General features: G+C 68.7%; 26 protein-coding genes. 13 read left to right on the forward strand and 13 right to left on the reverse strand.

Going from position 1 to position 22331, the window contains the following annotated elements; translation table 11 throughout:
- Positions 1–46: 46 nt before the first annotated feature.
- A complete protein-coding gene (locus ACQFZP_RS08845; protein ID WP_211891082.1) occupies positions 47–928 on the reverse strand; it encodes a MerR family transcriptional regulator in 882 nt (293 codons plus the stop codon).
- A gap of 161 nt (positions 929–1089) precedes the next feature.
- Between ACQFZP_RS08845 and ACQFZP_RS08850 the strand changes: the two genes are divergently transcribed.
- The 6 genes from ACQFZP_RS08850 to ACQFZP_RS08875 all read left to right on the forward strand — a co-directional run bounded on the left by ACQFZP_RS08850 (position 1090) and on the right by ACQFZP_RS08875 (position 4515).
- A complete protein-coding gene (locus ACQFZP_RS08850; RefSeq protein ID WP_104310633.1) occupies positions 1090–1470 on the forward strand; it encodes a GntR family transcriptional regulator in 381 nt (126 codons plus the stop codon).
- A complete protein-coding gene (locus ACQFZP_RS08855) occupies positions 1463–2311 on the forward strand; it encodes an ABC transporter ATP-binding protein (protein WP_211891083.1) in 849 nt (282 codons plus the stop codon). The genes ACQFZP_RS08850 and ACQFZP_RS08855 overlap by 8 nt, the downstream gene beginning before the upstream one ends.
- Positions 2308–2946, forward strand: a complete 639-nt coding sequence (locus tag ACQFZP_RS08860) for an ABC-2 transporter permease (RefSeq protein ID WP_104310635.1) — start codon at positions 2308–2310, stop codon at positions 2944–2946. The genes ACQFZP_RS08855 and ACQFZP_RS08860 overlap by 4 nt, the downstream gene beginning before the upstream one ends.
- 61 nt (positions 2947–3007) lie before the next feature.
- Complete coding sequence (locus tag ACQFZP_RS08865) at positions 3008–3400, forward strand: PadR family transcriptional regulator (RefSeq protein ID WP_211891084.1); 393 nt, start codon at positions 3008–3010, stop codon at positions 3398–3400.
- Entirely contained in the window at positions 3397–3954 is a 558-nt protein-coding gene (locus ACQFZP_RS08870; protein ID WP_211891085.1) for an HAAS signaling domain-containing protein, read from the forward strand. The genes ACQFZP_RS08865 and ACQFZP_RS08870 overlap by 4 nt, the downstream gene beginning before the upstream one ends.
- A 9-nt stretch (positions 3955–3963) precedes the next feature.
- Positions 3964–4515, forward strand: a complete 552-nt coding sequence (locus tag ACQFZP_RS08875) for a GNAT family N-acetyltransferase (protein WP_211891086.1) — start codon at positions 3964–3966, stop codon at positions 4513–4515.
- 525 nt (positions 4516–5040) lie between these two features.
- Here ACQFZP_RS08875 and ACQFZP_RS08880 read toward each other — a convergent pair.
- The 4 genes from ACQFZP_RS08880 to ACQFZP_RS08895 all read right to left on the reverse strand — a co-directional run bounded on the left by ACQFZP_RS08880 (position 5041) and on the right by ACQFZP_RS08895 (position 8943).
- The gene (locus ACQFZP_RS08880; RefSeq protein WP_211891087.1) at positions 5041–5748 is read right to left on the reverse strand and encodes a GNAT family N-acetyltransferase; all 708 of its coding nucleotides are present in this window, start codon (positions 5746–5748) and stop codon (positions 5041–5043) included.
- 257 nt (positions 5749–6005) lie between these two features.
- On the reverse strand, positions 6006–7076 hold the full coding sequence (locus ACQFZP_RS08885) for a LacI family DNA-binding transcriptional regulator (protein WP_211891088.1): 1071 nt from the start codon (positions 7074–7076) through the stop codon (positions 6006–6008).
- The gene (locus tag ACQFZP_RS08890; protein WP_211891507.1) at positions 7073–7825 is read right to left on the reverse strand and encodes a TIM barrel protein; all 753 of its coding nucleotides are present in this window, start codon (positions 7823–7825) and stop codon (positions 7073–7075) included. The genes ACQFZP_RS08885 and ACQFZP_RS08890 overlap by 4 nt, the downstream gene beginning before the upstream one ends.
- 104 nt (positions 7826–7929) lie before the next feature.
- Positions 7930–8943, reverse strand: coding sequence for a Gfo/Idh/MocA family oxidoreductase (locus ACQFZP_RS08895; RefSeq protein ID WP_211891089.1), 1014 nt, complete (start codon positions 8941–8943; stop codon positions 7930–7932).
- Positions 8944–9082: 139 nt separating this feature from the next.
- Between ACQFZP_RS08895 and ACQFZP_RS08900 the strand changes: the two genes are divergently transcribed.
- The 3 genes from ACQFZP_RS08900 (at position 9083) to msrA (ending at position 11724) form a co-directional block, all read left to right on the forward strand.
- Positions 9083–10552, forward strand: coding sequence for a sugar porter family MFS transporter (locus ACQFZP_RS08900; protein WP_211891508.1), 1470 nt, complete (start codon positions 9083–9085; stop codon positions 10550–10552).
- A gap of 207 nt (positions 10553–10759) precedes the next feature.
- Entirely contained in the window at positions 10760–11215 is a 456-nt protein-coding gene (gene msrB, locus ACQFZP_RS08905) for a peptide-methionine (R)-S-oxide reductase MsrB (RefSeq protein WP_104310650.1), read from the forward strand.
- The gene (gene msrA, locus ACQFZP_RS08910; protein ID WP_211891090.1) at positions 11215–11724 is read left to right on the forward strand and encodes a peptide-methionine (S)-S-oxide reductase MsrA; all 510 of its coding nucleotides are present in this window, start codon (positions 11215–11217) and stop codon (positions 11722–11724) included. The genes msrB and msrA overlap by 1 nt, the downstream gene beginning before the upstream one ends.
- 106 nt (positions 11725–11830) lie before the next feature.
- Here msrA and ACQFZP_RS08915 read toward each other — a convergent pair whose 3' ends face one another.
- The 4 genes from ACQFZP_RS08915 to ACQFZP_RS08930 form a co-directional block, all read right to left on the reverse strand.
- The gene (locus ACQFZP_RS08915; RefSeq protein WP_211891091.1) at positions 11831–12331 is read right to left on the reverse strand and encodes a MarR family winged helix-turn-helix transcriptional regulator; all 501 of its coding nucleotides are present in this window, start codon (positions 12329–12331) and stop codon (positions 11831–11833) included.
- A gap of 21 nt (positions 12332–12352) precedes the next feature.
- Positions 12353–12526, reverse strand: a complete 174-nt coding sequence (locus ACQFZP_RS08920; RefSeq protein WP_181028462.1) for a hypothetical protein — start codon at positions 12524–12526, stop codon at positions 12353–12355.
- A 172-nt stretch (positions 12527–12698) separates the two neighbouring features.
- Entirely contained in the window at positions 12699–14126 is a 1428-nt protein-coding gene (locus tag ACQFZP_RS08925; RefSeq protein WP_211891092.1) for an ice-binding family protein, read from the reverse strand.
- 169 nt (positions 14127–14295) lie between these two features.
- Positions 14296–15045 carry an IclR family transcriptional regulator gene (locus ACQFZP_RS08930; protein WP_181026883.1) on the reverse strand — a complete coding sequence of 250 codons (750 nt, stop codon included), beginning with the start codon at positions 15043–15045 and terminating at the stop codon, positions 14296–14298.
- A 174-nt stretch (positions 15046–15219) separates the two neighbouring features.
- Between ACQFZP_RS08930 and ACQFZP_RS08935 the strand changes: the two genes are divergently transcribed.
- Entirely contained in the window at positions 15220–16242 is a 1023-nt protein-coding gene (locus ACQFZP_RS08935) for a VOC family protein (protein WP_211891093.1), read from the forward strand.
- A 169-nt stretch (positions 16243–16411) separates the two neighbouring features.
- Here the strand turns inward: ACQFZP_RS08935 and ACQFZP_RS08940 are convergent, their stop codons facing one another.
- Positions 16412–17146, reverse strand: a complete 735-nt coding sequence (locus ACQFZP_RS08940) for an SDR family NAD(P)-dependent oxidoreductase (RefSeq protein ID WP_211891094.1) — start codon at positions 17144–17146, stop codon at positions 16412–16414.
- 208 nt (positions 17147–17354) lie between these two features.
- On the opposite strand from ACQFZP_RS08940, the gene ACQFZP_RS08945 reads away from it, so the two are divergent.
- Positions 17355–17813, forward strand: coding sequence for a hypothetical protein (locus ACQFZP_RS08945; protein WP_211891095.1), 459 nt, complete (start codon positions 17355–17357; stop codon positions 17811–17813).
- 10 nt (positions 17814–17823) lie between these two features.
- Positions 17824–18066, forward strand: coding sequence for a hypothetical protein (locus ACQFZP_RS08950; protein WP_211891096.1), 243 nt, complete (start codon positions 17824–17826; stop codon positions 18064–18066).
- A gap of 15 nt (positions 18067–18081) precedes the next feature.
- Here the strand turns inward: ACQFZP_RS08950 and ACQFZP_RS08955 are convergent, their stop codons facing one another.
- Positions 18082–18864 (reverse strand): IclR family transcriptional regulator, encoded by a 783-nt coding sequence (locus ACQFZP_RS08955; RefSeq protein ID WP_307852799.1) that lies wholly within the window; start codon positions 18862–18864, stop codon positions 18082–18084.
- A gap of 279 nt (positions 18865–19143) precedes the next feature.
- Between ACQFZP_RS08955 and hutH the strand changes: the two genes are divergently transcribed.
- Positions 19144–20757: a histidine ammonia-lyase gene (gene hutH / locus ACQFZP_RS08960; protein ID WP_211891097.1), complete on the forward strand. Its 1614-nt coding sequence runs from the start codon at positions 19144–19146 to the stop codon at positions 20755–20757.
- Between the two features lie 152 nt (positions 20758–20909).
- Here hutH and ACQFZP_RS08965 read toward each other — a convergent pair whose 3' ends face one another.
- Together ACQFZP_RS08965 and ACQFZP_RS08970 are read right to left on the reverse strand one after the other, a co-directional pair.
- Entirely contained in the window at positions 20910–21716 is an 807-nt protein-coding gene (locus ACQFZP_RS08965; RefSeq protein ID WP_211891098.1) for a nitroreductase family protein, read from the reverse strand.
- A gap of 144 nt (positions 21717–21860) precedes the next feature.
- Positions 21861–22199: a hypothetical protein gene (locus ACQFZP_RS08970; RefSeq protein ID WP_104310661.1), complete on the reverse strand. Its 339-nt coding sequence runs from the start codon at positions 22197–22199 to the stop codon at positions 21861–21863.
- Positions 22200–22331: the final 132 nt, after the last annotated feature.

The following is a 22331-nucleotide window of genomic DNA, read 5'->3' on the forward strand; positions in this document are numbered from 1 at the left end:
CGCGGCCGTCGCGGTGTGAACACGCCGGCCGCTGTAGTCGCGCCGGTCAGTACAGCTCGAGAGCGAGTTCCTGCGCGAGCTCCATGCTCCGCCAGCGCGCAGGCGAGAAGTCGTACGGCATCATCTGCACGGCATCGACGAGACTCGTCGACCCGCGCGTCGCACCGGCGACGGGAGCTGGATGCGACTCCTCCCAGGCGTCGAACCGGTCGTTGTCGGCCTGCGCCAGGCCGGAGCTCTCGATGACCCCGTTGAGCTTGGCCTCGAATGCGGCCCGTTCGGCGGCCACCGCTGCCACGCGGGGGTCGTCGACGGCGACCGTGTCGTCGAGCGCCTCTTCGGCGGCGTCGACCCGGTCACACTCGTCCCGCAGATCCGGGTGAGTGGCGAGGGCCATGAAGCGTGAGGCCTGGACGGATGCGCCGAGCTCGCCGAAGATCCGCTCGGTGACGAGCAAGGCGTCCAGGTCGTCCTGCCGCAGAGCCCCGTCCGGCAGGTCAGCGAGGCGGTCGCTCACGACATCGGAGAGCAGCCCCAACCTGCTTCCCTGCGCGCGCATGCGCTGCACGGCCATCCGCTGCCGCTCGAGATCGGCCTGCCGGACGACGAGGGACTCCTCCAGTCGCTCCAGGATGCGCGCGACGTCATCGCCGTCGCCGTCGCCGCCCGCGTTGTCGGCGGAGTCGGCCGTGCCCGCGAAGGCGTCCCGGATGTCATCGAGGGCGATGCCGGCCTCAGCCATCCGGCGGATCCACAGCAGCTGGATCATCTCGTCGTAGCCGTAGCGGCGGCGATCGTCGCTTCCCCGCTCGGGCTCCGAGACCAGGCCGATCTGGTGATAGTGGCGGATCGCGCGCGGAGTGGTGCCGACGAACTCGGCGGCGCCCCCGATCGTGACCTGGCGCGGCGGGATGAACGACGAGAACATGTGCGGCCTTCCTCTGGGTGGGCGGGATTGCATCCACTGCACCACATGACGCTACGGAAGCTGCAAGTCCGGCTCGAGGCGACGGACCATCGTGCCACAGACGACGGGCCTAGAATGAGAACTGTTCTGGTGTTATGGTGTTTATGTACAGTGGAGTGCGCATGCGGAAAGTACTGATCTCGACAAGCGCCTCGGCGCCCATCTACGAGCAGATCAAGACGCAGGTACGGTCGGCGATCCTGTCCGGAGACGTGGCGGCGGGCGAGACGTTGCCGTCACTGCGCCAGCTTGCTGCAGATCTCCGAGTGAGTGTCATCACGGTGACACGCGCCTACAACGACCTCGTCCACGAGGGCCTGGTCCGCAACGAGCACGGCCGCGGATTCGTCGTGCTGGAGGTCGACCCCACGATCGCCTCCGGAGCCCTGGAGCAGCGAGTCGCCGCCGCACTGCAGGAGCTGCTCATCGCAGCCCGAAGCGCCCACATCGACATCGACGAAATGCACCGACGCCTCGATGAGGCTTGGAGGAACAATGACTGACGACGCAGCGCAGATCACGGACCTGCGCATCACCCGCCCCGACTTCACGGTCGAGGACATCTCATTCACCATTCCACGTGGTTCCGTGGTCGGACTCGTCGGCCCGAACGGCGCCGGGAAGACCACGATCATCCGCTCGCTGCTCGGCCTGATCACCCCCGATGCGGGACGTATCGAGGTGCTTGGCGGCCCCGCCGGCGCGAGCGCAGCCCTCGCGAAGACGGGCATCGTGCTGGACCGACCGACGGCCGCCGAAGACTGGCGCGTGACCTCGCTCGGCCGCAGGCTCGCGCCGTTCTACCCGAGGTGGGACCACACCCGCTTCGCGCAGCTGCTCGAGCAGTTCGCCATCCCACAGAAGCGACGAGTCGGTGAGCTCTCGCGAGGCCAGGGCGTGAAGCTCGCACTCTCGTGCGCACTGGCCCAGCGACCCGAACTCCTCATCCTCGACGAGCCCTCGAGCGGCCTCGACCCGGCATCACGCCGAGAGATCACCGACGTGATCCGCGAGTTCATGGTCGACCCGCAGCACGCGGTGCTGTTCTCGACGCACATCACGACCGACCTCGACGAACTCGCCGACGACCTCATCGTGCTCGTGGGCGGGCGCATCGCGCACCGCGGCCCGCTCCCCGACGTCAAGGAGAGCTTCGCCATCGCGCGCGGCACGGGAACGGTACCCGCGAGCGCCCTCGGCCCCCAGCACACCGGCCAGGGATGGTCCGCGCTCATCCGCGTGGACGACTCCCCGCTGTACGGACCTGAGGTCGTGATCGACGAGGCGACCATCGACGACATCATCATCCACCTGAACGCCGCGCACGAGGAGGCAACAGCATGACGCTCGCATTCACTCGCTTCGACCTGATGTCGTGGGCCGTCAAGAAGCAGACGCTCCTGCTGCTCGCGTTCATCGCCCTCGTCGGCATCGTGCTCCCGGTACCGGGAATGGCGATCGCCGCATCCGCGCTCGTCACCTCACTCATCCTGTCCGCCCCATTCCTGGGCGATGAACGCGATCGACTCGACACGCTCTACGGAGTGCTCCCGATCTCGCGGAGCTCAGTCGTCGTCGGCCGCGCGGTCGCAGTGCTCCTGTACGGCCTCGCCGCCGTCGCCGTCGCGACCGTCGTGACCTTCGTCATGGCGTTGGTGCGCAACCGCGAGCTCGCGCCAGAGCTCCTCATCGTGAGCTACGCGGCGGCATTCGCGATCGTCGGCCTGGCGGTCGGCGTGCAGCTCCCCGTGCTCTTCCGCGTCGGCTACACCCGCGGACGCTTCATGGTCTACGCGCCGGTGATCGTCATCGCGGGTGGAGCGTGGGTGGGCCAGGCCGCCGGCATCCTCGGCGACCAGACGTTCTCCGCACTGCCCCTCGAGGGTGTCGTCGCCGCGTGTGCCGCCATCGGCGTCATCGGCATCACCGTCGGCACGGGCCTCGCTGTGCGGTTCTACCGAGCGCGCGAACTGCGCTGACCCGGCCCGCCCCACACGCCATGCATTGCAATACCTTGCATTGCAAAGTAAAGTGCAATGCATGACAACCTCAGTCGGTGCGCAACTTCGCAAGGGTGTCGTCGAGTACTGCGTCCTCGGACTCCTCCAACAGGGGCCCATGTACGGGTGGCTGATCTCAGAACGACTGGTCTCCCTCGGGCTCATCGGCAGCATCGGAACGCTCTACCCGTTGATGACTCGCCTGCGCGAGCGCGGGCTGATCGCCGCGCACGCCGACGACTCCGACTCGGCGCGCCCACGGAAGTACTACGCGCTCACCAGCCAAGGGCATGCCGAGCTGGAGCAGTTCCGATCCCAGTGGGCACCGTTCGCCTCCGCCGTGGAGGAAGTCACCCAACCACGCACGACCACGACCACGACCACGAGCGACAGCATCGGCTCGCGCGATCAGACGGAAGCAGGAGACCAATGAAGCCTTTCGAATCGCAGAACGAAGTCGCAGGCAGCTACCTGAAGGAACTCCAGACCGCTCTCCGCGACGGGGCACCCCAGGTCAGGGACGAAGTGCTCAACGACATCGCGGACACGCTCCGCGGACTCGACATCGACGAGACCCGAGTTCGCATCCGGGAGCTCGGGGCGCCAGGCACGATCGCCGCCGACGCCATGGCGGAGACGGCGTCGCTCGAAGACACCGGGCCGAGCCGCGCGTACCCGATCATCACGTCCGTCGCCCTCATCGTCGGCTGGTACCTGGTGCCGGTCCTCGGCTGGGTGGCCGGCCTCATCATGGTCGGCGCGAGCCAGCACTGGTCGTCGCGCGTGCGCAGGAACGGCATCCTCGCGTCCGTGGCCGTCATCGTCGTCTCGACGATCGGGCTCTTCGCGTTCCGAGGGACAGACGCGTGGCTCGCCGGCGTCATCATCTTCAGCGTGCTGCCGTTCCTCGGCAACATCTTCGTCGCCGACTACCTCCGCCGCCGGTGGGCGCTGCCCGGCCAGGACCTGGTGTCGACCGCGCGATAGCCTGCCCGCATGAGAGGCAGCACGCTCCGATGGGCGACCGAAGCGGATGCGCGCGGTGTCGCGGTCGTGCATGTCGACTCGTGGCGGGCCGCGTACGCGGGCCTCATCCCCGCGGAGGTGCTGGCTGGCCTGAGCGTCGAGCAACGCTCAGAAGTCTGGAAGCGCTGGATCGTCGCATCGTCGCGCGGGGAGACCACGGACCTCGGCGCCCCGCAGCCTCACCGGTTGCTCGTTGCCCAAGAACGGGAACGCATCGTCGGTTGGGTCGCGTTCGGCCCCGGGAGAGACGCCGGTGAGGGCCACCGCGGTGAGCTCGGCGGCTTGTACGTGCATCCGGACCATTGGTCGACGGGGGTCGGCGCGTCGCTCATCGGTCACGCCGAGACGGAACTCCGCGCGGCAGGACACACGGACGCCTATGCATGGGTACTGTCGGGCAACCAGCGCGCGATCGGCTTCTACGAGCGCCAGGGTTGGCTCGCGGACGGCGCCAGCAAGGTCGCGGATGAGGGCAGCGCACGCGCGCTCGTCGAGCTCCGGCACACGAAGCCCCTGCCGTAGCCGCAGCGAACCCGGGCGGGGAAGGACCCTGACATCAACTTCGACACGATCCAGGCACCGCTTTCGATGCAGGCGCTGTGAACAGGGACCGAAGGTGCCCACCTCCAACGAGCCACCGCCCAACGTTCAATCGATGGCACCTAGTTCGGGATGATCGTTCCCTGGTGATATCGGAGCGTGGGACCTCGCGTGTCCCAGAGCGATGCATGCCGACTGTCATGGCCGGGCTCGTGGATCACATAGTTCACCAGCACAAGCTCCGCACTCACCCGATTGAAAAGCCACTCGGATGTGCGTGGGAGAGGGTGCTCCTCCTCGCTTCCCAGGGCGGCCACCGTTTCTGCAGAGGTCCAACGACGCCCTGATCGCCCGATCTCCGCGAAGTCGTCGGAGAGCAACGAGGACACCTGAGTGGAGTCGGTCCTGACGGAGGAAGAGAGCAGCGCGAGTTCAGCGTTCTTGATGTCCGCGAAGTCTTCGCTGTCCGTCTGCCACATGGAGCGACCCTACCGATGCGACGCGTCGTCATTCCTCAGCGGCGACGACTTCCCAGAGACCGAAGGGCGTGAAGCCCGCGGCGCGCGCCAGCGCAACGGACGCCACGTTGTCCACCTGGCAGCGGTACTGCGGCTCGTATCCCCGCGAGAGTGCTGCCGAGCTCGCCGCGCGGACCGTCGTGCGGCCAAGGCCTCGACCGCGGAACTCGGGGAGCGTGATCACGCCGAGGTCTGCCAGTCGAGTGCCGTCCCAGGGGTACATGCTCACGGCGGATGCGAGCCTGCCACCGACGAAGGTTCCGAACACAAGCCAGTGGTCGAGTTCGACGAACGCCTCGTCGAGATCAGCCTCGGGTGCTGCTGCTGTCAGTTCTTCGAAGGCGGGAGCATCCGCTTCCGTCAGCTGCCGGGTTCCCGGGCTGGGTGCCTCGCCGCGAAGCGCGGCCTGCGCGTCGAGCGTCAGATAGAAGAGATGATCCGCGCCGTTGAGCGTCACGCCGGCGCGCTCAAGGACGAGCCCGAGCGCTGCGTCGTCGATGCGGTCCCCCTCAGCAAGCGCGAGTTCACGGGCGCGTGCCGGCGTCAGCGAGACGAGCACCGGGCCTGCCTCCACACGCAGGCGCGCCACCGATCGACGCTCGGGCAGTGTCAGGTCGACCACGACGAGGGCAAGGTCGCTGGCGCCCGCATCCAGCACAGTCGGCATCCACTGGTCGGTCACGAGAGAGGAGAACACGGCATTCATACTGCCCGAGATTGGGGACGACGGCGCCAGCGGCGCTGATCACTCGCGAAGGCCAGCCCCGTCAGCGGCGACGTCCTGCGGCGATCGACGGGGCGGGGTCTACCACTCTCGGACCCTCCACGACGCGCTCCAGAGCACACGGAACCCCCGACCAAACGGCATCCAGGAAGCCTACCGAGCGCGGCTAGCCTGAATCCCTCATCAGGCGGGGCGTCCGCCCGCGTCGCACCTGGGCAGCCAAGTGTTCGTCATCTCAAGTTCTGCGTCGGACCCCCGCTGCTGCTGCGCACCACGAGCTCGGTCGGCAGGATGCGGTGCTCTCCGATCCGCGGCGACTCGCCTTCCGCGTTCGCATCCACTCGCCCGACGACCATCTCGACGGCGGCGGAAGCGAGCTGCGCGGGGTCCTGCGCGAGGCTCGTGAGCTGCAGGTAGGGCAGCTCGGCCTGCTCCGAGTTGTCGAAGCCGACGACGGCGAGATCCTCGGGGACGCGCTTGCCGAGGAGGCGCGCCTGCGCGACAACCCCCTGCGCACTGCGGTCGTTGAACGCGATCACGGCGGTCGTGTCGGGGTAACGCCGCAGCGCATCCTCGATGGCTTCCGCGCCCGCGGCTTCGGACGCTCCCCCAGCGACGATCGCGACCTCGTCTCCGAGCCCGGCCTCGGCCGCGGCTTCGAGGAACGTCTCCGTGCGCACCTCATCCCCCGAGACGCCCGGCGCCCCGAGGTACAGGATGCGCGAGTGACCGCGCTCGTGAAGGTGCTGGACGGCGAGCTCGGTGCCGCGTGCATCGTCCATGGAGACGCTGTCGAAGCGCTCGGACGAGTACTGACTGGCCACCGTCACGACGGGGACCTCGTCGGCGATCCGGTTCAGCTGCTGCTCGTCCAGCGATGCGCCGAGCAGCACGAGCCCCTCGACCCGCTCCCCCAGCAGCGCCTCGACCGCATCCGCCTCACCCCGCCGCTTGGTGACCGCGGCGAGCGACACGTTGTACCCAGCTGTCCGCGCAGCGAGCTGCAGCTCATCGATGAGCTGACCGTGGAACGGCTGCGCCGCATGGAAGACGATGCCGATGAGCCGCGACCGACCCTGCTTCAGCATGCGTGCCCGCTCGTCGCGCCGGTAGCCGAGGCGGGCCGCGACCTCAAGGACGTGCGCTCGCGACTCGGGACTCGCGCCCGGCACATCCCGCATGACGATCGACACGAGCGGCTGCGAGACGCCCGCCGCATCGGCGACGTCGCGCATCGTGACGCGCCTGCCGCCGCCCGGTCGTGCCGGGCGGCGGGCGTCTCGTGCGTCGGCGTCGCTCATACGTCGATGCTAAAGGCCTCCCGGAACCGACGCAGCGCGAGGTCGGAGTCGGCAGACGCAAACGCCTCCATCGCGACGACTCCCGTGTAGCCGAGCTCGTCGAGCGCACGCGCGACCCGCGGGTAGTGGATCTCGCCCGTCCCCGGCTCGCAGCGGCCGGGCACATCCGCCACCTGGATCTCGCCGATGTACGGCAGCGCGCGCCCGCACAGGTCGACGAGATCGCCCTCGCCGATCTGCGCGTGGTACAGGTCGAGGTTGAGGCGGAGGTACGGGCTGTCGACGGCCGCGACCAGCGCGATCGTGTCGCTCGCCCGGTTGAACGGCACCCCGGGGTGGTCGACGGCGTGGTTCAGGTTCTCGAGCGTGAAGACCTTGCCGTACTCCTCGCCGAGCTTCGCGAGCCGCTCGAGCGTGCGCAGCGCGGCGAGCCAGTCGGCCGGGGTCGTGTGCGCGCTCGGGCGTACAGGCAGGCCGTTGTCGTCGAGGCCCGTGCCGTGGATGACGAGGCGCGGCACGTTCAGCACCTGTGCCGCCTCGAGGGACTCGCGCGCCGTCTCTACGATCGCGTCGGCCCCATCCGGATCGATGAGCTCGCCGCGGACGTAGCCCGACATGGAGCCGAACGTCGCGCCGGTCGCGACCAGCGCATCCAGGTCCTTCTCCCACCAGCGCCAGATCTCGACCTCGAACCCGGCCTCATCGATGCGGCGAACGCGCTCCTCGAACGGCAGGTCGAGGAACAGCATCTCCGCGCAGGCGGCGAGCACAAACGGTGACGTGGCGGTGCCGGCATCCGCGTTTGCGCCTGCTCCGCGGCTCACGTCACCTTGACTAGCCGCAGCAGCCCCGCTCATCGGACGACCTCGACCGGTGCACCGGTCTTGACCGACTCGATGCAGGCGAGCGCGATGACCATCGCCTCGAGCGCGGCTTCCGTGCCCGGGCGAGGGCTCTCGACGCCGGCGACGGCGTCGACAAAGGCCTGCAGTTCGCCCGTGTAGGCGGCGCGCATGAGCTGCGTGTCGGCACGCACGGTATCGAAGGATGCGCCGGCCGCGCCGTAGACGCGGAGGCTGGACGCGGCGAGCTCGCCGGCCGTCGCCATGCCGGCGCTGCCGAAGACCTCGGCGCGGGTGTCGTAGCCGTAGGCGGCAGAGAAGTTCGCCTCGGCCGTGGCGATGGCGCCGTTGTCGTAGCGGATCGTGACGACGGAGGTGTCGAGCAGGCCCTTGTCCTTGAAGTCGGGGGCGACGAGCGCATCCGCGACCGCGTAGACCGAGGTCGCACGGGCACCCGGGTTGAAGAAGTTCAGGGTGTCGAAGTCGTGGATGAGGGTCTCGAGGAAGATCGTGAACGGCGGGATCGCGGCGGGGTTCGCGAGGCCAGGGTCGCGGGTCACGGAGCGCAGCAGCTGCGGGGTGCCGAGGGTTCCCGCGTCGAGGGCGGAGCGCAGCTCGGGGAAGCCGTTCGCGTAGCGGCGGTTGAAGCCCACCTGGAAGACGACGTCGTGGCGCTCGACGGCGGCCTCGACGCGGCGCAGCTCCTCGAGCGAGACGCCGGTCGGCTTCTCGCAGAAGATCGCCTTTCCAGCCGCGGCCGCCTGCTCGACGAGCGCGGTGTGGAAGCGCGGCGGGGCCGTGATGACGACCGCGTCGAGGTCGGGGCGGGCCAGCAGCTCGGCGATGTCCGTGTACGACTGCTCGACGCCGAGCGACTCGGCGAGCTTCGCCGCTGCACCCTCGACCGGGTCGGCGATGGCGATGAGCTCGGCGTTCGGGATGTCGCGGGCGATGAGCGCTGCGTGGTTGCTGCCGATGCGGCCGGCACCGATCAGGGCGACGCGGATGAGGGGGTTCGTGGTCATGGTGTTTCTCCTGGGGACGGCGGTGCCGACACGACACTGTGCTGCTGGGTGCGCCCAGCACGCAAAGACTATTACGTACTAGCACTCGGCGTCTAGTACGTATAAGGTTGCCTGCAATCGGCCGGTCGACCCGGCCCAGATCGCGGACAAAGGAGTTCTCATCACTTCCACGCACGGGGCATCAGCGTCAGAGACGGCCCTCCCCAAACTCACGCCAGGCCCGTACCGCAGGCGGCTCGGGCTCATCTCGATCGTCGCCTGCTTCGGCGGCCTGCTGTTCGGCTACGACACGGGCGTCATCAACGGCGCGCTGCGCCCGATGGCCGCCGAGATCGGCCTCGACGCCTTCACCGAGGGCGTCGTCACGAGCTCGCTCGTGTTCGCCGCCGCCTTCGGCGCACTCTTCGGCGGGCGCATCTCCGACGCCATCGGCCGGCGCAGGACGATCATCATCCTCGCCGTCCTGTTCTTCGTCGGCACGGTCATCGTCGTGGCGTCGCCGAACTTCGCCCTGCTGGTCGTAGGCCGCGTCATGCTGGGCCTCGCCGTCGGCGGCGCATCCACCGTGGTGCCGGTCTACCTGGCGGAGCTCGCGCCGTTCGAGATCCGCGGTTCCATCACGGGCCGCAACGAGGTCGCGATCGTCACGGGCCAGCTCTCCGCGTTCGTGATCAATGCGATCCTCGGCAACACGCTCAGCCACATCGACGGGGTCTGGCGCATCATGTTCGCGGTGTGCGCGATCCCCGCGATCTGCCTGTTCTTCGGGATGCTGCGCATGCCGGAGTCGCCGCGCTGGCTCGTCGAGAAGGGCCGCCACGCGGATGCGCTCGCCGTGCTCAAGACGGTGCGCTCCGAGGAGCGTGCGATCGCCGAGCTCGGCGAGGTCGAGCAGGTGGCGGAGGAGGAGCAGAAGGAGTCGAAGGTCGGCCTCGCGGCCGTGCTCACCAACAAGTGGCTCATCCGCATCCTGCTCATCGGCATCGGCGTCTCGATGATGCAGCAGCTCACGGGCATCAACTCGATCATGTACTACGGCCAGGTCGTGCTCATCGAGTCTGGCTTCGAGGCCAGCGCGGCCCTCATCGCGAACATCGCGCCGGGTGTCGTCGCCGTCATCGGTGGCTTCATCGCGTTGTACATGATGGACCGCGTCGACCGTCGGAAGACGTTCGCGATCGGCCTCACGCTCACGACCACGTGCCATCTGCTCATCGGCGCCTCGTCGCTGCTGCTGCCTGTCGGCAACCCGGCGCGCCCGTTCGTGATCCTCATCCTCGTCGTCGCGTTCGTCGCCTCCATGCAGACGTTCCTCAACGTCGCCGTCTGGGTGTACCTCGCCGAGATCTTCCCGCTGCACATGCGCGGCCTCGGCATCGGCGTCTCCGTGTTCTTCGGCTGGATGACCAACGGATTCCTCGCCCTCTACTTCCCGAGCCTCATCGCCGGGATGGGAATCAGCGGGGTGTTCTTCCTGTTCGCCGGCATCGGAGCCCTCGCGCTGATCTTCACGATCACGCAGGTCCCCGAGACCCGCGGCGTGACCCTCGAGAAGCTCGAGGTCGGCATCACGACGGGAGCCATCCACGTGCTCGGCAAGAGCCGCTAGACACCACAGAATTCAAGACTCGGCCGCTTCTGCGAGCGGCCGACCCGCCCGCGGGGATCGGCTTCGATCTGGACGTCCTGGCCGGACCCCGCGGGCTTTTCCTGTGCGCCTACCTGAGCGTCCGCCGACAAGCGCGAAGACGCGCATCCAATGTCGGAACGCTTTCGCCCGCCCGCGTGTTGACCTGATGTTGGAGAGGAAATACCCATGACGCAGTACACGAAAGACCAAGACGCCATCGCTCGCCTCACGCCTGAGCAGTACGCCGTGACACAGCAGTCGGCGACCGAGCGCCCCTTCGACAACGAGTTCTGGCACAACGACGACCGGGGCCTCTACGTCGACATCGTCTCCGGCGAGCCCCTGTTCGCCTCGACCACCAAGTACGACAGCGGATGCGGGTGGCCCAGCTTCACGAAGCCACTGAGCGCGGAGAACATCGTCGAGAACTCCGACACGTCGCTCGGCATGCGGCGCACGGAGGTGCGATCGGCGGCCGCTGACAGCCACCTCGGTCATGTCTTCGACGATGGCCCCGTCGACCAGGGAGGGCTGCGCTACTGCATCAACTCGGCTGCGTTGCGCTTCGTTCCGCTCGAGGACCTTGAGACGGACGGCTACGGCCAGTACATCGGACTGTTCGAGGACAAGGCGGGCATCTGATGACTGACGAGCGCGCGATCCTTGCCGGCGGATGCTTCTGGGGGCTCGAGGAACTCATCCGCGACCTGCCCGGGGTGTTCAGCACGCGGGTTGGCTACGCCGGCGGCACCACCCCGAACGCCACCTACCGGCACCACGGCGACCATGCCGAGGCCGTCGAGGTCGAGTTCGACCCATCGAAGACCTCGTACCGTGATCTGCTCGAGTTCTTCTTCCAGGTACACGACCCGACCACAAAGAACCGGCAGGGCAACGACCGTGGCGCGAGCTACCGCTCGGTGATCTTGACGCTCACCCCCGAGCAGGAGCGAGTGGCACGCGAGACGATCGCTGACATCGACGCATCGGGTCGCTGGCCCGGCAAGGTCGTCACGAAGGTCGAATCGGCCGGCGAATTCTGGGACGCGGAGGAAGAACACCAGAACTACCTCCGCAAGCACCCGGGCGGCTACACGTGCCACTACGTGCGCCCCGGCTGGGTGCTCGAAGACGCGGCTGCGACGAGCTAGCCGCGAGCTCGTCCAGGGGCCAGCTAGCCCGGATGCCCGCCGTCGGTTTCTCTCGACGGCGGGCACTGGACAAGCGCGATGGTTGCCCATCTCGAGCAGGTCGCCGTCAGCCGTTCGAGGATTCCCCATCCACGACCGCAGTGACCCGGTCGAGATACAGCGACACGAGCTTCGCCTCCTGCGGCGAGAGGTCTTCTGAGAGGTGACGGATCTGGCCGGTGACCGGGTCGATCTCATCGGCATCGAGGTCGGTGTCGACCGGGACGATCATCTTGCGTCGACGGTCATCGGGGTCAGGCATGGTGCGGATGAGGCCAGCTTCGGTGAGGCGCTGGACGAGCATCGTGGCCGACGCACTCGTGACGTCGAGGTACTCCGCCAGGGCGCTGGGGCTGGTCGTGATGCCGTCGCTGGTGCGCTCGAGAATGAACCTCATCGCAGACCGGTGGGTTTCGCTCAGCTCGCCGGTCGCTTGGCGCCGGCGGCCGAGGCGAGCTTCCGCGCGACGCAGTTCGTCGACGGCTTCCGAGGCGTCATCGCCCGGAGTGGGTGACGGATGCTCGCGCGTCGTCGAGCGGTTTTCGCGGCTCTTCGAGACGTCAGTCATCGGCGCGGAACCAGTCCGGGCTCAGAGGAAGGCGGAGACCGCGGCGAGGAAGCCGACGCTGAGCGTCGCCCCGATCGCGCAGAGGGCGAGGAACTCCTTGGGTAGCGTCCGCTGCTGGTAGGAGTCCCAGTACGTGTCCGAGGACGACAGCGCGGTGGACTTCTCGGGCGTGGTGGTGGGGGTCGCGGAAGTCATGTAGTTAGCCTAGCTACATTCATTGCCCGCCACAAGGAGCCTGGCCGCGCGAGCGCGAGGACGGACGCTCGAACCTGGCATCCGATCAGCAACAGATCCTCCAGACGTCCGGGGACAACGCAAACCGCCGCACCCCGTGGAGGGTGCGGCGGCTCTTCAGCATGGATCCGGTCTACGCCGTGTTCTTCCGGCGCAGCGCCAGAAGGCTCAGGGCGCCTCCGAGAAGCAGCGTCCCGACTCCGAACGCCATCCACGGGTTGAAGTCAGCGGCACCGGTGGTCGCGAGCTCCGGCGAAGTCGTCTTCACCGGGCCGGGAGCCACGCTGGGCGTTGTCGTCGGGGATGAGCTCGAGGTTGTCGTCGGGGATGCGGTCGGCTGCTCGGTCCCAGTCGGCGGAACCGTCGGCTGCTCCGTCTCCGTCGGAGGGACCGTGGGCTGCTCCGTCTCCGTCGGAGGGACCGTGGGCTGCTCAGTCTCCGTCGGCGGAACCGTCGGCTGCTCCGTCTCCGTCGGAGGAACCGTGGGCTGCTCCGTCTCCGTCGGAGGAACCGTCGGCTGCTCAGTCTCCGTCGGAGGAACCGTCGGCTGCTCGGTCTCCGTCGGAGGAACCGTCGGCTGCTCCGTCTCCGTCGGCGGGACCGTCGGCTGCTCCGTCTCCGTCGGCGGCACCGTCGGCTGCTCCGTCTCCGTCGGCGGCACCGTCGGCTGCTCAGTCTCCGTCGGCGGCACCGTCGGCTGCTCAGTCTCCGTCGGCGGCACCGTCGGCTGCTCAGTCTCCGTCGGCGGGACCGTCGGCTGCTCGGTTTCAGTCTCCGTCGGCGGGACCGTCGGCTGCTCGGTCTCGGTCGGCGGCGCGCAGAGCGCGGGCGTGAACGTGTTGTCGTCCAGAGTGACGGATCCGGATCGTGCGATGGCACGGCCCGCGATGGTCGAGTCGGTGTTCACCGTGACGGATGCGAGCGCGATGATGGTGCCGACGAAGGTCGTGTCCGTGTCGAGCGTCGCGGAGCTCCCGACCTGCCAGAAGACGTTGCACGCCTGCGCACCGTTGACGAGGGCGACGGTGCTGTTCGGCGCGGTGGTCAGGGTCGAACCGATCTGGAAGATGAAGACCGCGTTCGGGTCGCCTTCGGCATCGAGGGTCACCGTGCCGGTCAACCCGGCCGAGGTGTCGGCCTTGTAGACGCCGGCCACGAGGGTCTGGCCGCCGAGGTCCGCGGCGATCGGAGCGTCGGACGCCTGGCTGGTGAGCGCGTTGTACGCGATCGCGGCATCCGACTGAGCGGCGGCGGCATCCTCGAGGGGCCGCGTCTCGCCGAGCACGATGCCGGGCGGGAACCCGGTGATGGCGCTCCCCGGGGCAACACCGAGGTCGCCAGAGAGGATGCTGTCACCGGTGTTGGAGACGGATGCGCCGCCGAGCACCGAGAAGCTCGACGCGGTGCCGAGGTCCACTGCAGTGCCGATGGCTTGCGCGGAGTTGGCTTGCAGCAGCGCGGGCACGAAGGCGAGCACGGCGAGCACGCTGCCGGTTGCAGCCAGGAGAGGGATTCGAGCTCTGCGGGGGGCGGAGTTCGATGGAAGGGTGGGATTTGCCATGAAGGCCTCCTCGTGCCGCACAAGGGCGGCGAGCGCGCGAAGTGCGGGCATGGCTGACAGTACGGCAACGATGTTGCTTAACCTACGGAATCCCGCAATCCGGTATCAGGTGCGACACTCTGGCATGAAACACCCGGGGCAACCGGGCCCATCCACGCGCCTCATCACCTCAGCGCCCCAGTGCACCCGAGATCCCGCGCGCCGCCATCCGCACCCCGAGCGCGAACTGCGGCTCCGCGAGGCGCTCGACGTGCGCGATGATCGAGACCGCCGCGACGACCTCGCCGTGCGCATCCACCACCGGGGCGGCCATCGAGAACGCCCCCGGCGTCATCTCCTCGACAGATTTCGAGAGACCCGTCGCGCGGATCTCCGCGAGCCGACGTCGCAGCGCCTTCGGGTCGGTCATCGTGTTCGGCAGGTACTGGCGCGGTTTCGACGCGACCACCTCGTCGAAGACCTCGAGCGGTGAATGCGCGAGCAGCACGAGCCCGACCCCCGTGGCGTGCAGGGGCAGACGCGCGCCGACGTCGGAGATGACGCGCACCGCGTTCGGGCTCGAGATTCGTTCGAGGTACACAGCACCGAGACCATCCCGCACCGCGATGTGCACGTTCTCCTCCGTCGACTCGAGGAGGTCCTCCAAGTAGGGCCGGGCGATCGCGCGGAGCCGCTCCGCAGTCGTGCGCCGCGCACCGAGGCGCCACAGCTTGATGCCCACGCGGTAGGCGCCGGCATCCGTGCGCTCGAGGCCGCCCCACTCGGTCCAGGATGCGAGCATGCGGTGCGCCGTCGACACCGGCAGGTTCGCCGCGGCCGCGATCTGCGTGAGCGTCAGCTCCTCCCGCGCGGAGAACGCCTCGGCGATCGCGAACAGCTTCTGCGCGACACTGCGCTCGTCACCACCGCCACCGGACATGCCGCAATGGTAGCCGCGAGCAGAACATCCACATCGATGATGCTCGGCATCATGAAGTTCAGCTTCCCTGATATGTGGGTTCGAGACGAAAGTTGTCATGTGCCCAAGACGGCACGCGCACACCGCGGCCGAGAACCGCCACAGACGCACTGCACCAGACGAAAAGGATCGACGATGATCAAACTGCTCTCCCACCTCTCGCACATCGAGATCGCAACGCCAGACGTCGCAGCCTCGGTGAAGTTCTACGAAGAAGAGTTCGGCCTGCGCGTCGTCGCTCGCGAAGACGGCAAGGTCTACCTGCGCTCGTGGGGCGACTACTACACGTACAGCCTCGTCATCGCCGAGGGCCCCGAAGCCGCCCTCAACATCATGGGATGGCGCACCTCCAGCGCCGAAGCACTCGACGAGGCCGCCAAGCGCGTCGAAGCAGCGGGCGTGCAGGGCGAGTGGGCTGACCGGAGCGTCGGCCACGGCAAGTCGTACACCTTCACCGGGCCATACGGCCACACCATGGAGCTCTACTGGGACGTCGAGAAGTACCAGGCAGACGCCGAGCACGCCTCCGTCTTCCCCGACCGCCCCGAGAAGCGGTCGAAGCACGCCGTCGGCCCCCGCCAGCTCGACCACGTCACCGTCGCCGCCTCCGACGTGCGCGGCTTCGCGAAGTGGTACAACGAGGTCCTCGGCTTCCGCATCATGGCCTACACGGTGCTCGACGACCACCCCGTCACGGTCTTCTCCGTGCTCACCACGAACGAGAAGTCGCACGACCTCGGGGTTGTCCTCGACAGCTCGTCGCGCCCCGGCCGCATCAACCACTACGCGTACTGGGTCGACACCCGCGAGGAGCTCCTCCAGGGCGCCGACGTGCTCATGGAGAACAACGTCCCCATCGAGTACGGACCCTCCATCCACGGCATCGGCGAGCAGAGCTTCCTCTACCTCCGCGACCCCAGCGGCATGCGCATCGAGGTCAACACCGGCGGCTACCGCAACTACGTGCCCGACTGGGAGCCCAACGACTGGAAGCCGTCCACCGGTTCCAACAACCTCTACCGCAACGGCGCCATGCCGCTCTCCATGACCGAGTCGTTCCCGCCGGACGCTGGCCACCCCACCGCCACCGAAGAAGGCATCCTCCCCGGCACGGAAGAGGCCATCCTCAACCCGTACGCCGTGCAGGGCCGCGGCTAGAGCGCACCGAACGACGTCGCCGTGTCTCCAGCGGCGACGTGAGATCCGCACGACCGAGATCTGCGCGGGCCCCGCGCATCCACCAGGTCCTCCTTTCCTGGTGGATGCGCGTGGCCCGCGTTCGCGCGCGTGCGCGGCAGGCGGAGTGCCCGTCAGGCCGGGGTGCGCGTCAGCGTTCAGTGAGCGCGACGCCGGTGACGGATGCGAGCTCCTCGAGGAGGCGTGCACGGAACTCCGGGTCGCGCACTCCGCTCGCGGGATGCTGCTGCGCGCCGTGATGCCAGTAGGCGCCCGTGACCTGCAGTTCGGGGTCGGCCGCGAGGCGCTCCTGAGTCTCATGCCCCAGGTCGAAGTCGTCTGGCGCCCCGGCGCCGCCCATCTTCGTCGCCACCCAGCCGGGGTCGACGGAGTTCGCGAGCACGCGAGGAGCCCATCGCTCTGCGACCGCGGCCGAGAAGGCCGCGACGAGCAGCTTCGTGTCGGAGTAGCTCGCAGACACTGATTCACCCGTCCAGTCGAGTCCGTCGAGCGTCGCTCTGCCGTCTCGGTGCATGCTGCTGCTCAGGTAGACGTGCCGGGTCGGGGTGCTCAGCAGCGCGGTGAAGAGGTAGGGCGCGACCACGTTGACCGGCAGGAGGCTGGGGCCCGAGAGAACTCCAGCATTGTGAATGACCGCGTCGATGGCCGCGCCGTCGTTCAGCTCGCGCGTGGCATCCAGCACCGCCTCGCGGTCGGCGAGGTCAGCGACGACGACGTCCGCGCCTCGCCGAACCAGCGTCGCCACCGCGTCCGCTCGCCCCGGGTTGCGCGCGTGCACGATCACCTCGTGCCCCTGGTCGAGCAGCGCCTCGGCCGTCGCGCGGCCAAGACCGTCAGTGGAACCGGTGATGAGGATGCGAGCCATGCGCCCATCCTCACACCCCCGCAGAACGCGCCGGCCTTCCTGGGTGCGCCTAGCGCAAAAGAGAAGCACCGCACAAGGGTCGCGGCGTCCCGAAAAAAGAGCCCTACTCTCAGCGACACCGACGTTCGCACTCGGCTCCAGCATTCCCGTTCGCTGCTGGCCACCAGCCAACGCAGGCAACCTCCCCCACCCCTCTCAAAGGACCCCCATGCCTGCCATCGAACGGCGCTCCATCCTCGCCGCCGCCTGGACGACCCCCGTCATCGCAGTTGCCGCGCTGACACCTTCCGCGAGCGCATCCGCGACAACCCAGATCGCCTCCACTGGCGAGGCCGAATGCCAGATCGAGACGATCACGCCGGCGGCTCGCTTCTCCACGACCGGCACGGCGGGCTTCCCAACCGGCACCGTCTTCGCTGTCGACGGCGGCGCACCGTCGACGTCGATCGAGGTGCGCGCCAACGGCCAGGTCTACCCGCTCCAGGGATTCGGCACGGTCACGCTCCCCGCCCCCGTCGCCGTGGGGGATGACGTCGTCGTCACCTTCACCGTCAACGACAGCGACGTCAGCACGCTTGGGGCGACCTTCACGCTCCCGCAGGGATACTCGCTCGCAACCGACGCGGTCGACACCGTCACCGTGAGCCCATTCGCTTGCCTGGCATAAGGAGAAGGACATGACTCGACAAGAAGGCCTTGCCCTCGGATACCTCGTCGCGGGGCTCGCGCTCGGCGTGATCGCCCTCGTCGCCGACCTCATGGGCGGCCCCGCCTACCTGCACGCGCTCACCTGGGTGGGAGGATTCGCCGGCGGCTACGGCGCCGTCACGATGGTCAAGGGCGCCAGGCAGCGCAGACGGCATCCGCTCGGAACCACCGACTACGAGCCGGACACCAGCAACCCGCCGCACCTCAGCTGAGCGTTCGAAGCGCGCCTACTTCCCGAAGATTCGCCGGGCGATCTCCCCCGCAGCTCCCTCGAGGAGCGTCCGCAGTCGAATCTCGTCCTGCGGACGCTCCTCGGACCAGGTCACGGCAATCGCGGCCGCCGGCCAACCGGCATGGTCGAGCACCGCCATACCCACCGAGCGCATCCCGACCGACACCTCACCGTTCTCCGAGGCGAGCGCGCCGCTGCGGATCGCGTCCAGCAGAGCCCGCAGCTCGGGCGGACGCCGCGGCCCGCGCCCCGTGCGGTCGGCGAACGACGACGCGTCCGGGTACAGCGCCCGCACCTGCTTCTGTGGCATCGCGGCGAGCATCGCGCGACCGGATGCGGTGAGGTGCGCCGGCAGCCGCACGCCCACGTCGGCGACGAGCACCGGGCGGCGCGGCGCGCGCTCGTCGACGATGTAGAGCACGTCGCGGCCGCTCATCACGGCGAGGTGCGCGCTCTCCCCCACCTGGTCGACGAGGTCGGCGACCACCGGATGGCCGACTCGGGCGAGGGGCTCCTGCCGTGCGTATCCGCCGGCGAGCTCGAACGCAGCCGTGCCGAGACCCCAACGGCGCTCACCGCGGAGGTGCACGACGAAGCGCCGCTCGAGGAGCGTCGCCAGCAGGTGGTAGACGGTCGACCGCGGAATACCGAGCTGCGTCGCGATGGTGCTCGCCGCGACGGGGCCACGCTGGTGGCTCAAGAAGCTGAGGATCGCGAGGGTCTGATCGGCCGCCGGCACCTGGGCGCCGACGGATGCTTCGCCGCTGGCCTCGGTCACGCGGTTGCCACTGCCAGGCGACGACGGGACATCGGCCTGGGGGCGCCCGTCGCGGTGGCAGTCGCTGCAGACCTGTCCAACATCAGTGCAGAAAGCGGCCAGAACAGCGCGAAGAGCCCCCAGATGGCGGATATTGCACTGATGTTGGACACCGAGCCGACCGCCAACTGCGCGGCAGGTCTCCGGTCGCCGCCGCCGCCGAGCCAATCGTCTGAGATCACAGACACTGAGTGTCCTCTCCGCGCAGATATTGCGCAACGGGTGGAGTGGAATCGACACATGAGCACAGCAGCACCCGCCACCGGTCACAAGGAGCCGCGCGACGACGTCGGCAGCACCGTCAGCTCCGAGACCGTCGTCCTCGGCGTGCGCCCGCTCGAACCAGCCGAGGTCGTCGCGGTCGCGCGTCACGGCGCTCGCGTCGAGGTTGCACCGTCGGCGCTTGCCGAGGTCGCCCACTCTCGCGAGCTCATCGAGCGCCTCGCCGACGATCCGAACCCGCACTACGGCATCTCGACGGGCTTCGGCGCGCTGGCGACGACGTTCATCGCGCCCGAGCGGCGCGTGCAGCTGCAGGCGAGCCTCGTGCGGTCGCACGCGGCCGGCACCGGCCCTGAGGTGGAGCGCGAGGTGATCCGCGCGCTGCAGCTGCTCCGCCTGCAGACCCTCGCGACCGGGCGGACCGGCGTGCGACCCGTCGTGGTCGAGACGTACGCGGCGATGCTCAACGCTGGCATCACGCCGATCGTGCGCGAGTACGGGTCGCTCGGCTGCTCGGGTGACCTCGCCCCGCTCTCCCACCTGGCCCTCGCCGCGACGGGCGAGGGCACGGTGCGCGACGCATCCGGCTCCGAGGTGGATGCCCGGGACGCGCTCGTCGCGGCCGGCATCATGCCGCTCGTGCTCCGCGAGAAGGAGGGCCTCGCGCTCATCAACGGCACGGACGGGATGCTCGGGATGCTGCTGCTCGCCATCCACGACATCGAGATGCTGCTCACGACGGCGGACGTCGCGGCGGCGATGTCGGTCGAGAGCCAGTTCGCAACCGACGCCGTCTTCGCCGCTGATCTGCAGGCCCTGCGCCCTCAGCTCGGGCAGGGCGACTCGGCCGCGAATCTGCGGCGCTTCCTCGCTGGCTCCCCCATCATCGCGAGCCACCGCGGCGCGGACGACGGCCGAGTGCAGGACGCCTACTCACTGCGCTGCTCCCCGCAGGTGCACGGCGCGGCCCGCGACACGGTCGCACACGCGGCGCTGATCGCCTCGCGTGAGCTCGCATCCGCCGTCGACAACCCCGTCGTGACGGTGGATGGCCGGGTCGCCTCGAACGGCAACTTCCACGGGGCGCCCGTCGCGTACGTGCTCGACTTCCTCGCCATCGCGGTCGCCGACGTGGCGAGCATCTCCGAGCGGCGCACCGACCGCGCCCTCGACCCGGCCCGCAACCGCGGGCTGCCGCCGTTCCTCGCCCACGAAGTCGGCGTCGACTCCGGCCTCATGATCGCGCAGTACGCGGCTGCAGGCATCGTGTCTGAGCTGAAGCGGCTGGCGGTGCCGGCATCCGTCGACTCGATCCCGTCGTCGGCGATGCAGGAGGACCACGTGTCGATGGGGTGGGCCGCGGCGCGGAAGCTGCGCCGCGCCCTCGACGGACTCGGGCGGGTGCTCGCCATCGAGGTGCTCACCGGCGCGAGGGCACTGGAGCTGCGAGCCCCGCTCGAGCCCGGCCGCGCGACCGCAGCCGTCCGTGATCTCGTCGCCACCGTCTCCGCCGGCGCTGGCCCCGACCGCTTCCTCAGCCCCGAGATGGAGGCCGTGGCCGAACTCGTACTGTCGGGCGAAGTCGCGCGGACCGCCCTCGCGAACTCAATCGCGCCTGACCCCGCGAGGTGACAGACGCGGTGTCCTGACCCCGCGCATCCGCTCGCTCGCGCGCAGCCCCCGACCTCAGGATGGGAACCTCACTTCGTTGCGGCAAGTTCCCCACAACGAAGCGAGGTTCCCATCCCGAAACGGAGTTGCGGCAGGCTCGTGGCGGGGCCGAGCTAGTGGCTCGCCTGCCCTTCGTCCCATCCCTGCTGTGGGGTCTCGCAGGTGTCGCGGAAGACGTACTGCGAGGGCAGCTTGCGCTGGTGCGACGACCAGTCGATGGCGGGGCGGCGCTGCTCTTTGGGGAGGTAGCCGAGGCGGTAGACGGCCATGAGCTCGAACTCGTCCGGCACCTTCAGGAGGTCGATGATCTTGTCCCACTGGCCGGGCACCTCCATGGGGAACGACACGAACTGGATGCCCATGCCGATCTCGCCGGTGGTGAGCCAGATGTTCTCCATAGCCGCGCCCATGCTGAAGACCGAGTAGAACGACGACAGCTCCCCCGGCCGGTACTCGGAACGGTCGAGCATGACGCCGAGGAGCAGTGGGGATCCGGCGACGAGCTTCCGGTTCTCCTCGCCGAGCGTGTTGGGCACGCGCAGGGAGTTCATGAGGAACTGGCCTCGCTTCGTGAAGACCTGACTCGTGAACGGCCGCAGGGGCGCGGGGAGCTTGTCGAACAGCATCCCGTCGCGCCGCTGCTCCATCTCCTCCTTGCTGAAGCGGAAGTACGGCTTGTAGCGCTCGAAGAAGGTGCCGTTGCTCATGGCGGTCGTCATGCTCTCGCCGCTGATGCTCGCGATCGCCTCGATCGTCTCGCGCGCCTCGACGACCACGAACCGCCACGGCTGGCTGTTCAGCTGCGAGGGCGCGCGACCGGCGACCTCCATGAGGAGGCGCTGGTGCTCCTCGCTGACGGGATCGGGAAGGAAGGGGCCGTTCGTGGTCTTGCGGCGTCGCAGAACGTCGAGGAATTCCATGCGCTGAGTCTGTCGTATCCGCCTGAAACGTATGCCGAGCGATCACTGCCAGGGAAATGGCCCTCGAGCACTCGCCTTGAAGGGCGATTCGGCTGGCAGCGATCGCCAGGACAAGGCCAAGAAGGGTTGTCTGACTTGCAGGTGTCAGCGGCGCGTGGATGCGCGCACCGCGAGCGCGTAGAAGGGCGCCGCGGTGAGGGCGAGCGACGGGTGGCGCCGCGAGTGGGTGCCAGCGAAGGGGATCGCGGCGAGCGGCACCGCGGTCGGCAGCAGCAGCTTTCCGGCGCGGCGGCGGCCCTCGTCGCGGCTCGTGAGCAGCGCGACGCCTGCGGCGAGTGTCAGCGCGGACGTGCAGATGTAGAGAGCGTGGTGGATCCAGTGCCAGCGTCCAGTCCGCACGACCCCGGTCGCCACCCCGGCGCCGAGCGCGCAGTTGGCGGCGTAGCTCGTCGTCGCGGCGACCAGCAGCGGGGGCACATTCACGACGCCGAAACTACACCGGCGGCCTGAAGCGAAGGCTGGAGCCGTGCAAGAGGCTGGAGGAGCCGTGCGTAAGACAGCTGGAGCCGGTGCAAGAGACTGGAGGAGCCGGAACCAGGAGCTCAACGCGGGACG

It is taken from the genome of Pseudoclavibacter sp. Marseille-Q434 (genome assembly GCF_050315415.1).
Classification (GTDB): Bacteria; Actinomycetota; Actinomycetes; order Actinomycetales; family Microbacteriaceae; genus Pseudoclavibacter.